The 18,346-nt window shown below is 42.6% G+C and carries 14 protein-coding genes; 2 read left to right on the plus strand and 12 right to left on the minus strand.

All coding sequences use genetic code 11. The features are described 5' to 3' along the window. The 4 genes from LCH85_04265 to LCH85_04280 form a co-directional block, all read right to left on the minus strand. The coding region (locus LCH85_04265; protein ID MCA0351189.1) for a hypothetical protein at window positions 1-184 on the minus strand (184 nt) is incomplete at its 3' end. A 21-nt stretch (window positions 185-205) separates the two neighbouring features. Beyond that, window positions 206-4,531 (minus strand): hypothetical protein, encoded by a 4,326-nt coding sequence (locus LCH85_04270; protein MCA0351190.1) that lies wholly within the window; start codon window positions 4,529-4,531, stop codon window positions 206-208. Window positions 4,532-4,596: 65 nt separating this feature from the next. Further along, window positions 4,597-4,863 carry a WXG100 family type VII secretion target gene (locus LCH85_04275; GenBank protein MCA0351191.1) on the minus strand — a complete coding sequence of 89 codons (267 nt, stop codon included), beginning with the start codon at window positions 4,861-4,863 and terminating at the stop codon, window positions 4,597-4,599. 21 nt (window positions 4,864-4,884) lie between these two features. Next, on the minus strand, window positions 4,885-5,178 hold the full coding sequence (locus LCH85_04280; protein MCA0351192.1) for a WXG100 family type VII secretion target: 294 nt from the start codon (window positions 5,176-5,178) through the stop codon (window positions 4,885-4,887). A 229-nt stretch (window positions 5,179-5,407) separates the two neighbouring features. On the opposite strand from LCH85_04280, the gene LCH85_04285 reads away from it, so the two are divergent. Next, window positions 5,408-6,076 (plus strand): hypothetical protein, encoded by a 669-nt coding sequence (locus LCH85_04285; GenBank protein MCA0351193.1) that lies wholly within the window; start codon window positions 5,408-5,410, stop codon window positions 6,074-6,076. A 78-nt stretch (window positions 6,077-6,154) separates the two neighbouring features. Here LCH85_04285 and LCH85_04290 read toward each other — a convergent pair whose 3' ends face one another. The 4 genes from LCH85_04290 to LCH85_04305 are packed head-to-tail and all read right to left on the minus strand — an operon-like array spanning window position 6,155 to window position 11,856. Continuing rightward, entirely contained in the window at window positions 6,155-7,327 is a 1,173-nt protein-coding gene (locus tag LCH85_04290; protein ID MCA0351194.1) for a hypothetical protein, read from the minus strand. Between the two features lie 33 nt (window positions 7,328-7,360). Next, the gene (locus tag LCH85_04295; protein ID MCA0351195.1) at window positions 7,361-8,773 is read right to left on the minus strand and encodes a protein phosphatase 2C domain-containing protein; all 1,413 of its coding nucleotides are present in this window, start codon (window positions 8,771-8,773) and stop codon (window positions 7,361-7,363) included. Between the two features lie 32 nt (window positions 8,774-8,805). Then, a complete protein-coding gene (locus tag LCH85_04300) occupies window positions 8,806-10,014 on the minus strand; it encodes a protein kinase (GenBank protein ID MCA0351196.1) in 1,209 nt (402 codons plus the stop codon). Further along, window positions 10,015-11,856 (minus strand): VWA domain-containing protein, encoded by a 1,842-nt coding sequence (locus tag LCH85_04305; GenBank protein ID MCA0351197.1) that lies wholly within the window; start codon window positions 11,854-11,856, stop codon window positions 10,015-10,017. Between the two features lie 923 nt (window positions 11,857-12,779). Between LCH85_04305 and LCH85_04310 the strand changes: the two genes are divergently transcribed. Next, window positions 12,780-13,529, plus strand: coding sequence for an SDR family oxidoreductase (locus LCH85_04310; protein MCA0351198.1), 750 nt, complete (start codon window positions 12,780-12,782; stop codon window positions 13,527-13,529). Window positions 13,530-13,583: 54 nt separating this feature from the next. Here the strand turns inward: LCH85_04310 and LCH85_04315 are convergent, their stop codons facing one another. The 4 genes from LCH85_04315 to LCH85_04330 form a co-directional block, all read right to left on the minus strand. After that, a complete protein-coding gene (locus tag LCH85_04315; GenBank protein ID MCA0351199.1) occupies window positions 13,584-15,275 on the minus strand; it encodes a CotH kinase family protein in 1,692 nt (563 codons plus the stop codon). 84 nt (window positions 15,276-15,359) lie between these two features. Then, window positions 15,360-15,998 carry a DUF4956 domain-containing protein gene (locus tag LCH85_04320; GenBank protein ID MCA0351200.1) on the minus strand — a complete coding sequence of 213 codons (639 nt, stop codon included), beginning with the start codon at window positions 15,996-15,998 and terminating at the stop codon, window positions 15,360-15,362. Then, a complete protein-coding gene (locus LCH85_04325; protein ID MCA0351201.1) occupies window positions 15,995-16,834 on the minus strand; it encodes a polyphosphate polymerase domain-containing protein in 840 nt (279 codons plus the stop codon). Before LCH85_04325 ends, LCH85_04320 begins: the two co-directional genes overlap by 4 nt. Before the next feature lie 113 nt (window positions 16,835-16,947). Next, window positions 16,948-18,345: a HAMP domain-containing protein gene (locus LCH85_04330; GenBank protein ID MCA0351202.1), complete on the minus strand. Its 1,398-nt coding sequence runs from the start codon at window positions 18,343-18,345 to the stop codon at window positions 16,948-16,950. Between the last annotated feature and the right edge of the window lies 1 nt (window position 18,346).

The following is an 18,346-nucleotide window of genomic DNA, read 5'->3' on the forward strand; positions in this document are numbered from 1 at the left end:
GGTCAAAGGTGGTCAGGACATCTTCAAACATGGCTTGAAAATCGCCACGAAAGAGATCGCTTAAAAACGCCTGCGCTTTGCCGAGCATGCTTTGGTGATGATTATGCAGCACATCGTTAAACTCACGTAAAGCGGCGGCAGTGATGCGCAGTTGCTCCACATCGGCCTGAATTCGATAACTCATTTACGCTCCCTTCTTGATTAGTTAGGTTGGTTCACCATCATCAGCCAGTTCGTTGGTTAGATCAATTATTGGTGGATCGACATCACCAGCCAACTCTTCATGGCTTTGGAGTTCTTTGAAAATGGTGTTGAATAACATTTCACGCGTTTGCCAAAACTGTACAATCTGGGCTAACCCTCGCTGAATCAAAAATCCTCGGCCTGGAATATTATCCATTGTGTTAGGAAGTTTTACTGCATTAGGTATACCCATTGATAAATTCGATGGCTCAGGGCTTGTACCCAAAACAATGGCATTTCGATCAAGTTGTAATACTTTAATTAATGCATCTGGCGATGGATTTGAGGAAGAAGTTATTAAAATATGCAAATTCATCCGTTTATCCTGAGCCCATTTGGCCAATTCAGTCATAATCGATGGATCAGGCTTAGGTTCAAGTCGTTCATATTTATTAATTGCAATAATTGTTTTACGGTGATGTATGAATGATTTATCCTGCTTGATTTGTAATTGCAGCTCTCGCATTGAATGTTGAATTATTCCGGGATTTTTTTGATTGCTGCCAAAGAACTCCATAAAATTATCGCTCGTAATTAATTTAACATTCGGAAATAGACTAAATGAATCAAAACCCGTATCAACATAATCAATCAAATAAATCTCAAGTTCTGTGTTACGATACCAATAAAGCCATCCTGCGAGCAAGGTCTTCAGAAGGCTTGTTTTGCCCATACTAGAACCACCAACAATTAACATATGCCGATTTGTCGCGAAATCGATAGCAATATCTTCGAGAAAACGATTACTTCGCGCAAGATAAATTATTGGGTCTGGTAGCAAAAGAGTTTCATTATAAAGGCCTAAGGCATGTTCCTTCTGCTCCCGCCATCGCTCAAAATCAACGTCGATCGACGTATCAAGGACTTTGAGTTTATAGTTAGGAATTTCGCAATTACGCCAAGCCGCTTTAACGATCTCAACTGATTGCCGCAGTTGGCTATTCCGATCAAGGGTGTTCAAAGGTAAAGGTATCGACTCTTGGGTTGGTTGTAATAATCGCCGAATAGCAGCTGCATCGACTAGGGTAGGGTAAGCGATTTGACATTCGCGTGGCAATGGAACCTCAACGAGATAGCCCCGTCCATAATCTTGTGGGCTAAGTTCATAGGCATAACGTTTGTTTAATGCAGCGATCGACTCATCAATACTATTTAGGCGTAAAACGAGTTTTTGGCCGATATCTAAGGCTTGTTTAGGCCAGCGATCATTAGTAAAGAGGAAGTAGATGCCATATGATTTGGCTGTGAGTAGATCGACAATCGATATATTTGTATGGGTTTGGACAAAACTTTGCAGGTTCTCAATCACGATAATATAGGCGGGCATTGGGCGAGGTTTGGGCTGCTCATCATTAGTTTGTTGGTTTGTACTTGTTTCTATGGCTGCTTGTTGATCTGATTTAAGAGATTGGTGATATGAAACCCATGTTTGTGAGCCTCCAAATACTTGTGCTCGTTGATTCACTTCGTCTGAAAGGAGATTGAAAAGACGTTCGATTTTCAAAATATCGTTAAACCGTAAATTATCAGCCAGATGCGGAATTCCATGGAGATCCAAGCCATCGCCAGTGCGGTTAATCGTATAAATCACCACAGTGTTTGGGTCGTAGTTTTGGGCTATCGACAAGATACACGTTTGGAGAAATGCGGTTTTACCAGATGTTGAGCTACCGACTGCAACCACACTCCCAACCTCAGAAAGGTTAATTTGAAATGGCGATTGACGGGCTTCTTCTGGAAAATCTAACTTGCCAACAGTCATTTGCACCGCAATTGAATGAGCACTCGGCGTTAATTCACTTAATAAAAGGTTCGAGTCAAACGGTGGATTCCAAATTGGTCGTGAGGTTGCTGCAAACGTCTGGTTATTAATTGATCGATAGGCAGGGGTGAGCTGTAATTGACTAATAATGACTTCTGCTGTCGAAAGTACTAAGCCATTTTCTACCTCGCTTGGATCTTGCTGCTGGATCAGTGATTCATTTTGGATAACCCGCCCCGTTGCATCACGCCGCCCACTACGTATATGTTCTTGTTGCTGCCCAGAACGGTAAGGCAAGGTAATAATTGCTGATTGAAACGGAATAATTGTTCGATTAACCCGCTTGTAACCACGCCCAGGCATACTATTTTGAATGGTTGCGGCATCATCGGTCGTAAGCATAGTTTTGCTATCATCAACATTTACAAGTCTTAACGCGAGCCAATAGGTTAAATTTGCCTTCAAACCTTCCTTTATTTTTGGATTCGAGGGTTGTTGGGTTGCAAATAACAAATGAACGCCCAAACTTCGCCCTTGTTTGACCACACGAATAAGTTCTTGTACAACTTCTTCATGATCATTAACCATCTCATCAAATTCATCAATAGCAATTAATAAATTAGGAATCTCTGGGGTAAGTCGTTTTTCGCGATACTCACGGATATTTGATACTCCTTTCTCACCAAAGAACAACTTACGCTTATCAAGCTCGCTATTAATTGCAAGTAAAGCGCGTTCCGTTTGACTGCCAGAAAGATCAGTAATATAGCCAGATGTATGTGGTAATTTGGCAAGATCACGGAATGTTGCCCCACCTTTAAAGTCAATCAGCATCAAATGCAAACGCTTTGGGCTATGCATAATTGCAAGACTAATTAACAGCGTGGTTAAAAATTCGCTCTTACCGGAACCTGTTGTTCCGGCAACCATACCATGCACACCTTCTTTTTTCTCATTTAAATCAAGCCACATAATATCATTAGGTTGTGCGCCGGTTTTTCCAATTGGAACTGGATATAGCCCTGATGGATGATTGCTATCTGCTGGCGGTGGATTATCCCAAATACTCCTAGGATCATAGCTTCCAGCATCTTCAATTTCTAAAAGTTTTAATAGATCGATCTGACGTGGAATATCAGATGAAATATTTATTTCTGCTATAGGAATTTCTTCCAAATGACTAGCTATTTTATCAATTTGTTCAAAATTAAGTTGATCAGCCTTTATTTTAAACCTTCCGCCTCCCTCAGATTGATAGCCAATGGTGGCTAATTCTTGCTTGTTATCTTCTTTTGAAGATAAATCGATATAGGCACCACACTCAGTAGGAACATCTTTTAGTTTATTAACTGCATATAGAGCACTAACTCCAAGTCTACGCCCATAGTTTATAATTTGATACAAAATTGGCTCATCAAGTATATTCATTGTATGATACGGTAAAATAACTATTAGATATGGCAAGTAAATATTATTCTTAATCGCTGTTATCTGAGTTCTTTGTTGAATTTCTCTTTCTAATTCGCCTAAAATTTCCTCAAATTCTTTCCTTTTCTTTTGATAGTGACTATATTCAGTAGCATCAAGCTTTTGCAACTCATCTTCGGTTTTTTTAGGGTAATAGTGAGCAAGTAAACGATAATCTTGATTTCCTTGCAAAGATTGAACATGCGATAGTCTTTTCAGCCAAGACCATTGTTGATTATCTCTTTCTTCCCAAAATCCAAATATTCGAACATCATTTGGGGTATGATGCGTTACAATATGCGCAATTAAGGCAAATATCATAGTTGATGTTTGCGTTCTAGAACCAATAATCCCAATCGAACCATATAAAGGTAAGTTGATTGTTCGAGGAATATTTGTAATAATTTTATGGGTTTGGGCAATTGAACTTAGTAAATTTGTATGTTCATTAATTATATTAGCATTGGGTTGTTTGATAGCTGTAGTTGTTTGACATGAACCAAGGCCTATACGCACAACTAAAAAATCATCATCAGTTGGCCGACGTTCCCACAAACGTTCAGCTGGTTGCGCAACAATTTCTTTAACCAACAATACTTTATGGATTTTTGGCTTATTTGATCCAAATGCGGGTGCAGGATCAGCTTCGACTAAGGCTGGATTATTTGCCCGATACACATCAATTTGGGCAACATTTAAATCAATAATTAATTCTCTTTTATCTTCAAGATTATGTTGCCAAACTCGGCGTTCTTCAGTTGTTTTTGTAATCTGCTGCTTTCGTTGGATAATATATGATCCAATTGCAACTGATGCTGATACAAATGATATTGCAACCATAGGAATCACAAACCATAGGCTTGCATTGCCTCGAATAATCGCTACACCAAAATACACTAGCGCTGTAATCACCGGAATAAGCAACATTCCCCAACGAAATGGAGTAATTGGCGAGAGCTGCGGCGGAGCCGGCAGTTCTACTTCTTCAACTGGTAATTCGCGCAGAATTCGAGGTGGTCGATTGAATGGCCGTTGTTCGTTTTGCGGTATATGGCTCATCGGCGTAATTCCTATACGGTATGGGAGTGGAGATCGTGCATGATCTCCACTCTTACGATGATCATTTAGAATTTATCAGCATCACGGAATGCATTAGCAGTACTGTTAAGGCGGCTTTCCATTTCGCGCATACTATTAATCAAAGAATTAACATCGTTTTGCCAGCGCGTCCATTCTTCTTCGAAAGGGGCACGATTACGCCCAATCCATGTTTCTAATAACGTGGAGACGGTATTTTTCAATGTCCCCAGTTGTTGTTCAACTTCAGAGCTTTGTGTATTGATAGCACTTTTTAATGCATCAGCTAAATCAACATCAATCCCAATTTTCATAGTTTAATCCTCCTGAAGGTATTAATATGATGATCCGCCAAATCCAGAGAATGTTGAATCAATTTCACGAGCCTCACTATTGAGACGAGTTCGTAATTCTTCAACACGTTGAGTAAGGGTATTTACAGTTGATGTATAGGTATTCCATGCTTCTAGAAATTGGTTTTTACTATTACCAAACCAGGTTTCTAAGACATTATCAGCAGAAGATTGTAAGATCGAGCGCATACTTTCCATCTCTTCTAAAATATGCTGATAACCCCGATCTACTTCGGCTGCATTGCTCAAACTAAAACGAACTTCACCATCTGACATAAGATCCTCCAATTAAGCTATAATTCCTTTAAGATGGTCGATTGATCGGTCATTGTAGATAACCAAAATGTTATTCACACCTCCAGTTAATTATTTCATTAACACTATATTTCACATAATAATATATTCTTTAATTTAGAAAATAATATATTATTATGATAAAATCACGTAAAATCATAAATTTTATGTTATGATTAAATCAATTATCTAAATTGAAAGAGGTAACAGCATGGCCAACATACACATTCGGTTATATGGAATCTTTGCTGATCGGATCAATCAATCAGATACCTACACGGTAAATATACACGACCAAGTTACAAATATTATTAAAAATATTTGTCGTGATTACTCATTAGATGTTTCCTCCGATTATGAATTATGGCTTGTTAATGATAAAAATCCATCAAAGCTAATTAAATTACTTGAAAATGAAAGCAGATTGTATGAGCTAAATATAAGACAATTTAGCAATATTTTACTTCGAACAAAACAAATTAATCCAGCTAAACAACCTTCTCGTTGCTTACTCGGCTTACCTGATGGTAGCGAAGCACTTATTGGCAAAGGAAGTTGGTTAATATCACGAGAATGGCTTCTCAAGATTGTTTGGCTGCGTGATCGAAATGCGTTTCAAGTGGCAAAAGAGCAATCCGAGCAAGAGCACTCAGCATGGAATAGCCTCTCACGCGAACAAAACGGCGGACATTTTATCCTCAGTTACGACCCAAAGGTTGGAACATGGTCAATCATGCTTAAAGCTGATAAGCCACCAATTCAAATAAATGGAACATACATAAGCCCAGGCATTGCGAATCCCCTTCCTAGCCAAGCAAAACTTCAAATAGGCCGATCAAAGCCATTTATTATCAATCTACGCTTAGTCGATCTTGATTAATCAAATACATTTAATTGCTGGGTATGCCATTGTGTATCTAAAATCACCAATAAAATACCCAGCAATTGCTTCAATCGTTCATTGAACTACAAAAACTAAATAGGCTCGTTGATCGGAAGCACCATTCAGCCATGTTGCAGCACTTAGGTTATAGCCACTATGTCCAGGAACATAAAATAATACGCCCGCCCACCATGACCAACCTAACCCACATACCGAAAATTCGCCATTACCATTGGTAGTCCATGGAACTGATGATTTACCATTATTAACATTGCCAACAGCACCAGCCATCCCAACTCCATTGCTATTAATCACCCTACCTTGAAAACATGAATTAAAACTCCCTGTTTCTGAGCCTTTAGAATATCCTTGCCTGAACTCTGCACGTGGCAATTTTGGTCTAGTATCCTTGGTTGGAAGTGCAACAGATGTAGGTGTTGGTGGGGGATTCAGTTTTTTATCAAGTCGTTTCATACAATCGCGTGCCGTTTGATCCTCAGGCACATCGCCAGGCCAGAGGTCATTTGCTCGTGAACAATGGTTTAATGCTTCGCGCCATTGTTCTTGCTTGCTTTTCTTTGGATCACTCCCATCGGCTTGTTGTTCAATAACCGTAGCAAGGGCCATTAGAACATCATAATGAACAATGATACTATTCGGAAGTTGAAGCTTTTTTTCAAGCACCAGATTATATTGGGATTGTGCTTCGTTTACATATTGACGTTGAATATTTAGATCGCTTTTTTGCTCAACTGCTAAACGATATGCGGCTAAAGCCTGCAAGGTATTCAAAGTACCCGAAGTTGTTTCAATATACAACTTCAATTCATCATATAATGAATCAGTCGAAACTGTAAATTTTTGGCCTGTAATAAATTTATCATAGGCATTTCGTAATTGTTCAGGGTTATTGTTAGCCTTTTCAAGAATTAATATACCCCATAAACGATATGTTTGCCCTAGCATTAATCCAACTTCAAGTGAATTATTTGAAAGGGCATAGGCTCGATTATAATGATTCACCGCGTTTTCAAAATCGTTAGTAGCAATCGCAGCCTTGCCAGCATCAATCTGGCTTCGTACCAACGGATCTTCGGCAATTGTTATCGTGATTGAGGGTATTGCTGTTGTTGATGCGCCATCTAAAGGTGTAATTGTGGCCACTGAGGTATTAATACCCTTGGATGAATCACCACAGGCCACAATTAGCATTAAGCAAATCAACATAGTAAACCAACGTGCTCGCATAGATTCTCCTATCGCTTGTTAGAAACATGTTACTTAGGGCTGTGGTGGATTGATTGGATATGGATTATCAGGTATTGGATCAATCGGATTATCAGGTGGTGGTTCGGTTGTTGGTGTTGGCGGATTTGTATTTGGTGTTGGTATTGGTGATTCGATTGATGGTATTGGCACGATTGATGGTGTTGGGACGATTGATGGTGTTGGTACAAGCGTATTCGTCGGTATATTGGTTGGCACAGGTGGCACAACATTAGGAATATTCCGCGTTGGTGGAATCCGCGTTGGTGGAATCCGTGTTGGCGGAATAGGAGTCGGGCTTGGCGTTTGGGTTGCAGTAGGCGTAGCTGTGCGTAAATCAAAGGTCGAAGTTGGCTGGCCTGGCTGGGTTGTATTCTCAGGCAGAAGAGTCATCTTACCATCGATATTTAAAGGAGTTACAGTCGCTTGATTGCCTTGGATTGCTAAGGTTGGCGAAAGGGTCGATTCTTGGTTGAAAATAGTATTCAGAATAAATAAAGCACCTGAAACTAATACTATTAGTGCTAATATACCAATAATCATCTTCCATGAAATATTCGGTAGCCATCCCCAAAAATTCGATTGACCATATTGAATAACTGCAACACTAACATTATCTGCCGTTTTACGTTGTAATGCTAATTTCGTTAATTTATTAGCTGCATTTGATGATGAATTTTTATGTAAAATATTAATAATTTCTTGCTCACTTATCTTACCACTATCAAGTAAGCCAGATAATCCATCAGTACAAAGCATAAGCCGGTCACCTGCATAAAACGCAATATTACGGTAAAATTCTGGGGCATTGCGCACCGAATCTTCAGTACGACCTAATCGATGAGTTAGTCCATTGATCCCATGCTCACGCTGAGCTTGATCTAATGACATGCTTTCTTCTTTTAATAAATACTGTAAGCGATTGTGGTCACGAGTTAATTGTTCGAGGCGATTTTTATTTGCTTTAAGCAGATACGCCCGTGAATCACCAATATTACCAATGTGGACTAGAATATGATCTTTTTGGCGTAACATTAATGCAGCAACGAGGGTACTGCCACCTTCTTTATAATAGTCCGGTCGTAAACTTTGAAAACTTACTAAGGAATGATTGGCAATCTCAAAAGCCTTTTTAAGCTGTTGTTCTGGCGAATCTTCACTATCGTCACGTAGCGTGTCAATAGCTGACAGGGTAGCTTGAGAACTTAATGTACGTCCAATCGCGCCGCCACCCATTCCATCAGCAACCAGAACAATCGCCCGAGGCATACGTTGCTGCCTCAGGAGATTTGCTGATGGATGCACCGCAATTGAATCTTCATTACTGGATTCATGACCATAGGAGTCACGTCGTCCGCCAACATGCGAGGCGTATCCAATATCAAATACTGGTAATAGTTTAGAAGAACTCTTTGTACGTGTAGCCATAGTGTATGCTCCAAACAAAACCTAATCGATGGCTAAGGTGTGGGACTAGGCACAAATGTTGATGTTGGCTCAATAGTCGGTATACTTATAGTGGCTGTTGGGCTAGGTATAGGCGTTTTAGAAGGAATTGGCGTAACGGTTGCACTGGTTGAGGTAGGACTTAACGCTAGAATTGGTTGATTAAATGCAGCATCGATTAGCCAAACACCTAACACCACCATAAGCAGACTCACCATAACACTTAAGTAGATCCAGCTTGATATTGGTCGCCTGATTCGGCCTGATTGCTGGAATTCTGGTACAAGCTGAATTCGCTGCAGAAACAACGTCATCAGATTTTCGCTACCAAACTTATAGCGTCGTTGGGTAGGATTAGGCTCCAGGGCATCCATAATCAACATATTTAACTGCTCAGATACAACAGAATTCACCGTATTGATTGCAGGTAAGCCTTCTTTTAGTTTAATCCAGGCCTCTTTCGACTTACCAGCTTCGTTAGTATTTGAATCAAGCTGATGCTTCCCGCCAAGTAGCAAATAAAGTAACATGCCCATCGCGTATAAATCGACTAAATCACCTTGGGCAAATTGATGCAACCGAGGATCAAGATATTCTGGAGGTTGGTAACGTTCTTTGCCTAAACGGGAAAACTTAAGCTTATCTTGGGCTGCGGCTAGATCAATCAGCACATAATGGGGTAGTTTCTTACGCCAAATTGATAATGGTTCACGCAGCATAATATTATCCATCGATACATCATTATGGGCAACACGACACTCTGTATGAAGATAGGCCAATACCTGGGCAATTTGATAGCCTAATTGCACAGCCTGGCCTGAGGTAAATCGCTGTTTTTTAGCCTGCCAAAGACTGATTAGTGATCCACCACATTCATACTTTAATGTAATAAAATATCGATCATGATACTTAATCGGTAACGATTCTTTTTCACCAATCAGCAGTGCTAAATGTGTATGTTGAATTTTTTTTAGCAGATCAACTTCATTATGAATATCAAGTGCATTTTTTTCTTGGCGAGTTAGCTTTAATACCATAACTCGATAGCGTTGGGCAGTTCGTAATGATAAACATTGTGAATTTATCAAAAATCGCAGCCAATGCGATTTATAGGCCGAAAATAAGTCAGTTACAAGATAGACTTGCGCCTGACCACTCGGCTGGCGTAGTGCATCAATAATATAAAAACCATTAATCTGCTGTTCAGGTAAATCTTTCATCATTTAAGCCTCTTGCAACTCAAGCTCGATTCCAGTTTTACCCAAAATAATCACATCACCTAGTTGTAGTTCAGTTGGTATTTTATCCAAACGCTGATTGTTTATGCCAGGAGATGTGATAAATGTACCAAATTTACTTCCTTGATCATGAATAAAACAGACATTATTTTTGATTGTAATCTTGGCATGAGTTTTCGATATATGATCATTATCAAAACTAATATCTGCCTTTATTGAGCCGTAGGTTCTGCCAACAAGCACAACACTATCATTCATTAAAGGGTATTTGCGAGGATTTCTATTCGGTTCGCGAATTTCAATAACCCACTTTGAGCTTATATTTCCAGAATGGTCGGTATAATCACCTGTTACGCCACCATAGTCACCGGTTATTCCTCCGCTTTCACTAACTGGTGGTATTCTACTAACACTTTTTGAGCCTGATAAATCAATTCTTCTTTTATTTATCATTTTCAGGATACCAAAAATAATTAATCCAAGCACAACTACAGAAACAACGACAATTCCTATAATTACAGGCATTGATATATTCATGGAATCGGCTTTTGGAGATAAGACTATTTGCTTCTCAGAACTGCGATATGACTTTTGTTGCGCATCGATAGCAGCGGCAAATATAGTATGAGGCTGGTCGTGTGTATACGATTCTAATAATTGCTCTATATCAACTGAAACATTAAAATCAGGAGCATTTGTTGATTCATAAATCAGTGTATTATCTAAAAAATATTGAACTTTTGTAATTGGATTTGAAGTAAAACCCATGGTCACACTTAGCACAGCAGTTTCATTTAATATTGCTGGGGCATTTAAAATAATATCCGAATTAACTTGGCTTTCAGCAATAATAAATGGGATTTCAACATTTTGGTTGCCAATAACTAAATTTAATCGATGCTCTCCCGCACCTATTGAACCAACATCGACTGTAAGTGCATAGGCATCAGCATTTTGAATCGCTTGATCAAAAAGCGTCTCAACTTTAGCCATAATTGATCCTACTTCATCAATAGTGCTAGCTGAAATAGCAGTAAAATTAGCATCTAATGATTGGGCCAAACGCTCAAGACTTTCAGGATTGGCAGGATATTGAGTAAACTGGCCTGCTTGACTAGAGCCAAGCCCTATAATCGTCATTCTAGGCTTTTGAGTTGTTATCGCATTGAGAGAATCCTTAATTTCGCTAAATGGATAATCTGCATTAGGGGTTCCTGCGGCAAAAACGATAATATTTTTAGCATAGCCATCCAACGGTTGAAGTTCTTCGATGGCTAATTTTATAGCATTGCTAATATCATATGGAGTTTCATTAGGCATTGCGGTATCTAAAGTAATCGAGCGTAAACTATTGCGAAGCCCGCCGCCATCAGCCTTACTGGGAAAGACAAGATTACTGCTGGAATTAAAGGTAATTAGACTTACCTGCGATTCAGGCGGAAGTTTGCGCAATAAATCTTCAATTTTCTCATTGGCATCTTTCAATCGGGTTCGGAAGGGTGTACTTTGATCATTCATTGCAGCGCTGGTATCAAGCACAATGGCGGCTGCAACAGGCCGCTGGCCTTTATTGAAAGTAAGTTCGGGCACTAAAATTGTGTCTGAGTCAAGGGTTACCAGCACATCATCAGCCTTGAGGGTATCAATAACGGTACCATAGGGATCAGTCAAAGCGAAAACCACCCTAATCTCAGGAAATGCTTGGCTATCAACATCGATAACATCAATTATCACCTGATCAAGATCTTGGGCATAGATTCTAGGTTGAGACACAAAAATAAGTGTGATACTTAGGAATAACATTAAACAAGTAGCTGCTGTACGCAAAATAATGCTCTCCTATTTTAAGTACAAAAATAATCCACGCACTTACTATCAGTAAAAATCCGATTCGAACGTATGCTATAAACAATTATCCTAAAATAACTGCCAACATGAAATAACAGTTTATTTTTAAATAACTCATTCAATCATTGCTCCTAAGGATGGTATACCATTCTTTTTTAGCAATAAACCAACTGTTTTGCTAGAAAAGCCTCCTCCTAAGAAGGTAAGTCCCTTCTTTACTTGTCTATCAATGAGGCAGCTTTAGGATTATAAGCTTATAGTTTGGTATAGAATATAAGACGCATTATATACGGTTTGTAGGGAAAATCAAATACTAAAATATTAGATAAAAGAGCATTAATATCTAAAAAAATAAATATTATGTAAATCAATAATCTTAGAAATGCTAGGCAAAAAATCAAATTAACCTAACATTCATTTAGAATTATACACAAAAATATTATATCTAGTAGCATCAAAGGTTACTATTAGTTGATAGGCCAATTTTCACCCCATGGCAAAACTCAATTGAGATCATTTATCATTATTGTTTTAGATGAGTTTTCCCAAGAAATTTTCTCATAATCGAATGCCTATCGAATTTCGCCAACACCGGGACATCGAGCAGGCCAATCCGGTTATGGCGGTGCCCGACGGCACCTGACCTTCCAAATGGCTGACTGGCCGCTTGGAAGCGGGATGTTAGCACAAACTCATGGTTGAGGCGCGACTCAAAGGCGCAGGGATACATTGGGCGCGGGCAAGTGTCAATCCGTTGCTGGCCCTTTTGTGCTCTTCGTCCCCTGCGTGGATCAAAATAAGGCTTGACAAACCAGCGAATCTTCTATATAGTACCGATCAGTACAAAATATATGTACTGATCGGTACTATATTATTCTAATTGAAATGTAGAAGGATGTTCGATGAGCAAGCCATTAGCCGGAAAAGTTGCCTTGGTCACTGGTGGTTCACGCGGAATTGGCGCAGCTAGCGCGGTTGCCTTGGCCGAACAAGGCGCAGATGTCGCCATTAGCTATGTCGCCTCGGCCAGTAAAGCCGAAGCCGTGGTTGAGCAATTGCAAGCGCTTGGGGTTAAAGCTGTGGCCTTCCAAGCCGACCAAGCCGATAGCGACCAAGTAGCCGCCTTGGTCAATAAGGTTGTGGCCCATTTTGGCAAGCTCGATATTTTGGTCAATAACGCTGGGGTGATTCAATTAGCTGCATTGAATGATGCTAACGCCGATTTGGAAGCCGTTGAGCATATGTTCGCCGTGAATGTGAAGGGTGTCGCCAGTGCAGTGCGGGCAGCAACTCCACTCTTACAAGATGGTGGACGAATCATTTCGATTGGCTCAGTCTCGGCTGATACCGCTCCAATTCCTGGTTTTGGCGACTATTCAGCAACCAAAGCAGCTGTCGCAGGCTATACCCGTGCATGGGCCAATGAGCTAGGACGACGTGGCATCACAGTTAATAATATTCAGCCAGGCCCAATCGACACTGATATGGGACCAGGCGATGGCCCAATGCTCGATATGATCACCCAAGCAATTGCGCTCAAACGACTGGGCAAGGCTGAAGAAGTTGGAGCAACCGTGGCATTTTTGGCCAGCCCTGGCGCAGCTTTTATCACTGGCGCGACAATTAATGTTGATGGCGGATTGTTGGCCTAAAACAATAATGGCCTGTGAGTTCATCCCAACTCACAGGCCATCCATTCCATTTAACTATTGGGTTGCTAAGAAGGTTTTCAAATCGGCGCTGCGGGTCTTAATTCGCTCCATCAACGTGGTCACTGCGCTGTTATAGTCGTCGAGGCTGATTGTTTGGGCAGCACTTGGGCTGATCGTCGCTGCCAATGCTGTATATTTTTGTACCAAAGCCTCGGCATCAAATTGGCTACTGGTTTCGCGCAACGCTTCAATGTAGGCAGCATAGTAGGTTGGATCATCAAGCAAATAGCGAATTAATGGCCAATCGCTGGTAATGCTGGCTTTATCAAAGGTATTATTTTGACCACCAAAGCCGCCTCCCGGCCCACGCATGCCACCAGCATTAGGATTATTGGGCATTTGATTGCCAGCATTACCAGCTGGATTCGCTGCATTTGGCATGGCTTGATTGCCACGCATGCCACCGCCGCCCATCGCGCCCAAGACAAAGTTATGATCCCACGAAATCCAGGTTAGTTTGCCAGTTGCAGGGTTGTTGTAAAGATAATAATTATGGGTCATGGCTCCATAAGTGTCCCAGTGTTCTAACAGCGTGCTAACCCCCAACCATTTGAGGAAACTTGGCACATCGAAAATCGCTTCCAACTTGGCTCGCCAAGCCGCCGGATCGCTGGTGCGTTCACTGGAATGCAGCACATCATACAGGGCTTCAACATCAGCCCAATCCGTCGTATCGTTATTTTCTTTCTGAAAACTTTCCTCAATTGCGTCCTTTGTACCTTCGGCGAAGCTGGCGGCGCTACCATCGCCCTCATAAATATTGCCGCTATCATCGCCAAATACACGAGCAATCGCCGTATCATCAATCACCTCAACCGCCGTGTACAAACCCAGACTTTCAACCCCATCACCATGATCAAGCAAGACTTCATAGGTAGCAGTCTCGGCAGCAGGCAAGCCCATTTGCTCAAACACATCGTAGGCTAGCGTCTCGCGCATGGCCGTCGCATCGCCTAAATTGTTCGAGAGTGCCAATTGTTTGAAGCCATAAAACCGTTGATTTTCAATCGCAGGATAGCTTTTTTCAAATTCATCAAAATCAATTTTAAAGGGCAAATTGGCTTGTTGGCTGTTCCAAGCGCTCATCAACGACGAATTGCCTTTGTAGCGCACGCCCACATTCGTCCAGGTTTGGCCTTCGAAAGTCAATGTTGCCGTGACCCACATGGGGTTTTCGATCGAAAAATTACCCATATTTGGCATTCCGCCACCAAAACCACCTGGCATTCCGTTAGTGTCAGTAAAAGCGCCACCTGGCCGCATCGGCATTCCAGCGGTGTCGGTAAAAGCGCCATTTGGCAGCATTGGCATTCCGTTAGTATCAGTAAAAGCGCCACTTGGCATCATTGGCAAACCCGCCGTGTCGGTAAATACGCCACCAGGAAAACCACCCATCTGACGGCTGCCTGGCTCACCCAAAAGCTCGGTCATATTATCCTGCATGGCTTGCCACGAGGCTGGATCGATCGTGATGGTTAATTGATTGACCTTATTTTGGGCAAAAACCACTGCATAATTTGGCTCAGCACTATCACCATGCGATGCCTCGTTCCAGCCCGCTGGCCGCGTAACTGCCGCGTCCTCGGCGGTCGGTTCAGCAGGCACAACGGTCGCAGGAGTCGAAGTTGCACAAGCAGCCAAATTTAATCCAATAGCCAATAAGCAAAGCCAACGCCAAAATTTCATAGGAACCTCACAAACGTTACAACATCAAGCAGAGCGCCGCCGTATGACGACGCTCTGTGACACATTCCAAGTTTCAAAAATCGCTTAGGGCAATTGATGCTGATCGCGCAGCACGCGGGTGGTGGTTGATTGACGTTTCGCGCTTAGACGAGGCATTTCATCGTAGAAAATTTTCAAGTCAGCCATATCATGCAGCAAATCGATGCGGCCAATTTCAATCCGTTTGACAGCAATTCCGGTACGTTCGCGCAAATCGGCTAGCAATTCTTCGCTACGTGCAGGTCCAATTAGCTCAATTTTGTCGTAGGCTACGCGCTTGTTGGCTTCAAATTGAAAGCCCCAACCTTTTTCGAGCACAAACAGAATCACCAAAATCACGGCGTTGGCGATGCCAATTTGCAGCAAACTGCCACTATGCATCAGCGAATTCATCACGCCCAGCGCAATCAAAATAAACAAATAGGTCATTTCGCGAATCGGAATCTCATCGGTGCGATAGCGCAGTAACGAGAAAATCGCAAATAGTCCGAAGCCCACACCTACACCTACCTCAACGCTGGTCAGAAAGCCCAGCACAAAGTAGATGATCATATTGAAGCCAATAAAGGTAAAAACGAAGTTTTTATCTTGGGTAACGGGATAGTACACGCCGCGCACAATCAGCAGCGTTACCAATAAATTAAAGCCCGCTCCCAGCAAAAATTGAGTTAAATCGGTTGTCATTGGGCATACTCCATCAATGTATTCAGATAGCGAAGGGTTGGCTTGAAGCTATTGCGTGGTAAATCGGGATAGAGCAAGGCCGCCCCACTGCAATATTTACTCATGCCAATCGTGTGCAAATGTTGGCCGCGAATGCCTTGGATAAACGGCGAACCACGATTTATCCCAGCTTGTTTGACTTCGGCAATCACCACACCCGTCAGTTCAACCGAGCGCGAATCGGCTTGAAAGCCAATCCCAACATCGAGTGTGACGCGCTCTTGCTCAGCGATATTGACCAAGGTGATGCGGCTGAAATTGTTGGTCAAGGTTGGCTGTAATAAGCTCACTTCAAACGGCACAATTCGTTGCAAAAAGCTGGTACTGGCAGCTGTAAACGTTTCCACAGCATAGGGTGTTGCAAGCCGATGCTTGATCGTGCGATATTTATTCACTTTATGTTTGACTTCGAGAAAATAGTTCTGTGTATCAAGATAGGTTCGGCTACGCACTTTGTAGCGATTACGGCCACCAGCATGATGCCGACGGTACAAGGCAAAATCGGCAGTATCGAAATAGAGCGTATGATAGCGATGCATGCGCCGCCCAGCGATCTCCAACACCCGATAATCAGTCGCCAAGTCGGGTAAGATTGCGGCCAATTGCTGAATCGAACACACATATTTGCTGTCGGTGCGATTGAGCAAGGCCACCGAATCCATCTGTTGCAGGCTGATCGAGCGAAATCCAGCCAAACTTGGCTGAATCAAGGCTTGTGGCTCGGTGCAATATAGTTCGGCCAAAGTTGGCTCATCTGGCCAGATCAGGGTTGGTTGATAACGCAATTGTTGCAGCATAATCGTTGTTCCTTCGCAAGCCGCAACGCCAGAGCGGTCGGCCATCAGTGTTAGCTTCTGATTAAGAGTTTAGCCAAGAATTGTTATAAAACTGTTAGGAGATCTCGCATTTGCTATGTAGTTTTGGGGCGAATTTGCGCGTGAGGGTTTGCAACTGATAGGCTAATCGTAAAAGTCGTGCCGCTGCCTACCCGCGAATCGACGCTGATTGTGCCTGCATGAGCTTCTACAATCGCCTTGGCAATCGCCAACCCCAAGCCCGAAGTGCTACTCGCGTTGCGCTGACGCGCCTTATCGGCACGATACAGCCGATCAAAAATAAACGGCAGATCGGCTGCATCAATGCCACTGCCTGTATCTTGCACCGTAATTAACACCTGATCTCCACGCTGTTGTGCTCCTAAGGTAATCGCACCAGCGCTGGCATAACGTAAGGCATTCGAGACCAAATTGTTCAGCACTTGGGTCATGCGATCGGTATCTACATCAATTGAAGGTAATTGATCGGATGCTTCGACCGTTAACGCAATACCTTGGGCCTCGGCCTGCATAATATGGGCTAGGCCAACCCGCTCTAAAATAGCACGTGGATCGATTATCCGGCGATTAAGCACTAACTCGCCTGCATCAGCCAACGAAAGCACCCGCAGATCTTCGACCAACCGTTGTAAATGCTCAACTTCTTCGTGCAGCACGTTATAAATGGTCGGCGAACCAGCAAAACGCTGATCTTTCAGGCCTTCGGTGTAACTGCGTAAAATACTCAAGGGTGTGCGAATGTCGTGGGCAAGATCGGCGGTCATTTGTTGGCGCTGCTGGCTAGCACGGGCCAATTTAGCGCTCATCTGGTTAAATGCTTGGGCTAATTGACCAACTTCATCGTGCGATTGCACCGTCACCCGATGATCAAACGTGCCATCAGCCAATTTGTGGGTAGCAGTAATCAAGGCCCGAATTGGCCGCGTTAAGGTTTGGGCTAGCAATGCGCCAATCAACAACGCCAAAAGAATTGCTGCGCTGGCGCTAGCGGTTGCCGCCCAGGTCACCCGCGCCAAAAAATCTTGTTCAGGCGAGGGTGGTGGCAATTCAGGGTTTGGCACAGCTATCGGGTGCGGCAGCATATAGCCGACCGTCTGTTGATCGACCACAATTGGCTCGCCAGCAAAGCGCAAAATATCTTGCATGGTTTGGGTTGCGGTTGATTCTTGCAGGCTATTGATGATCGCACCGTTGGCATCGACCAACACCACATTTTGGCGCAATTCGATTAATGCAGGTTGGGCATCGAGCGCTTGGCTCAAGCCTTGCCAACTGCCAGTTGCCGCATAGTGCTCAGCGAGTGCATTCGCCAAAGCCGTGCGATCACGTTCTGAGAGAAAGCGACTGAATTCTGAGCGGGTGCGCACAACCACCAACAGCGCCACCAAGGAAATTCCAATTAAGCCAACCAACAAAAAAGCCAAGATCAGCTTGGTTGCCAACGAGTGGCGTAGCTGCCAAATTCGGCGCATA

This window comes from Chloroflexota bacterium (genome assembly GCA_020161265.1).
GTDB lineage: Bacteria > Chloroflexota > Chloroflexia > Chloroflexales > Herpetosiphonaceae > Herpetosiphon.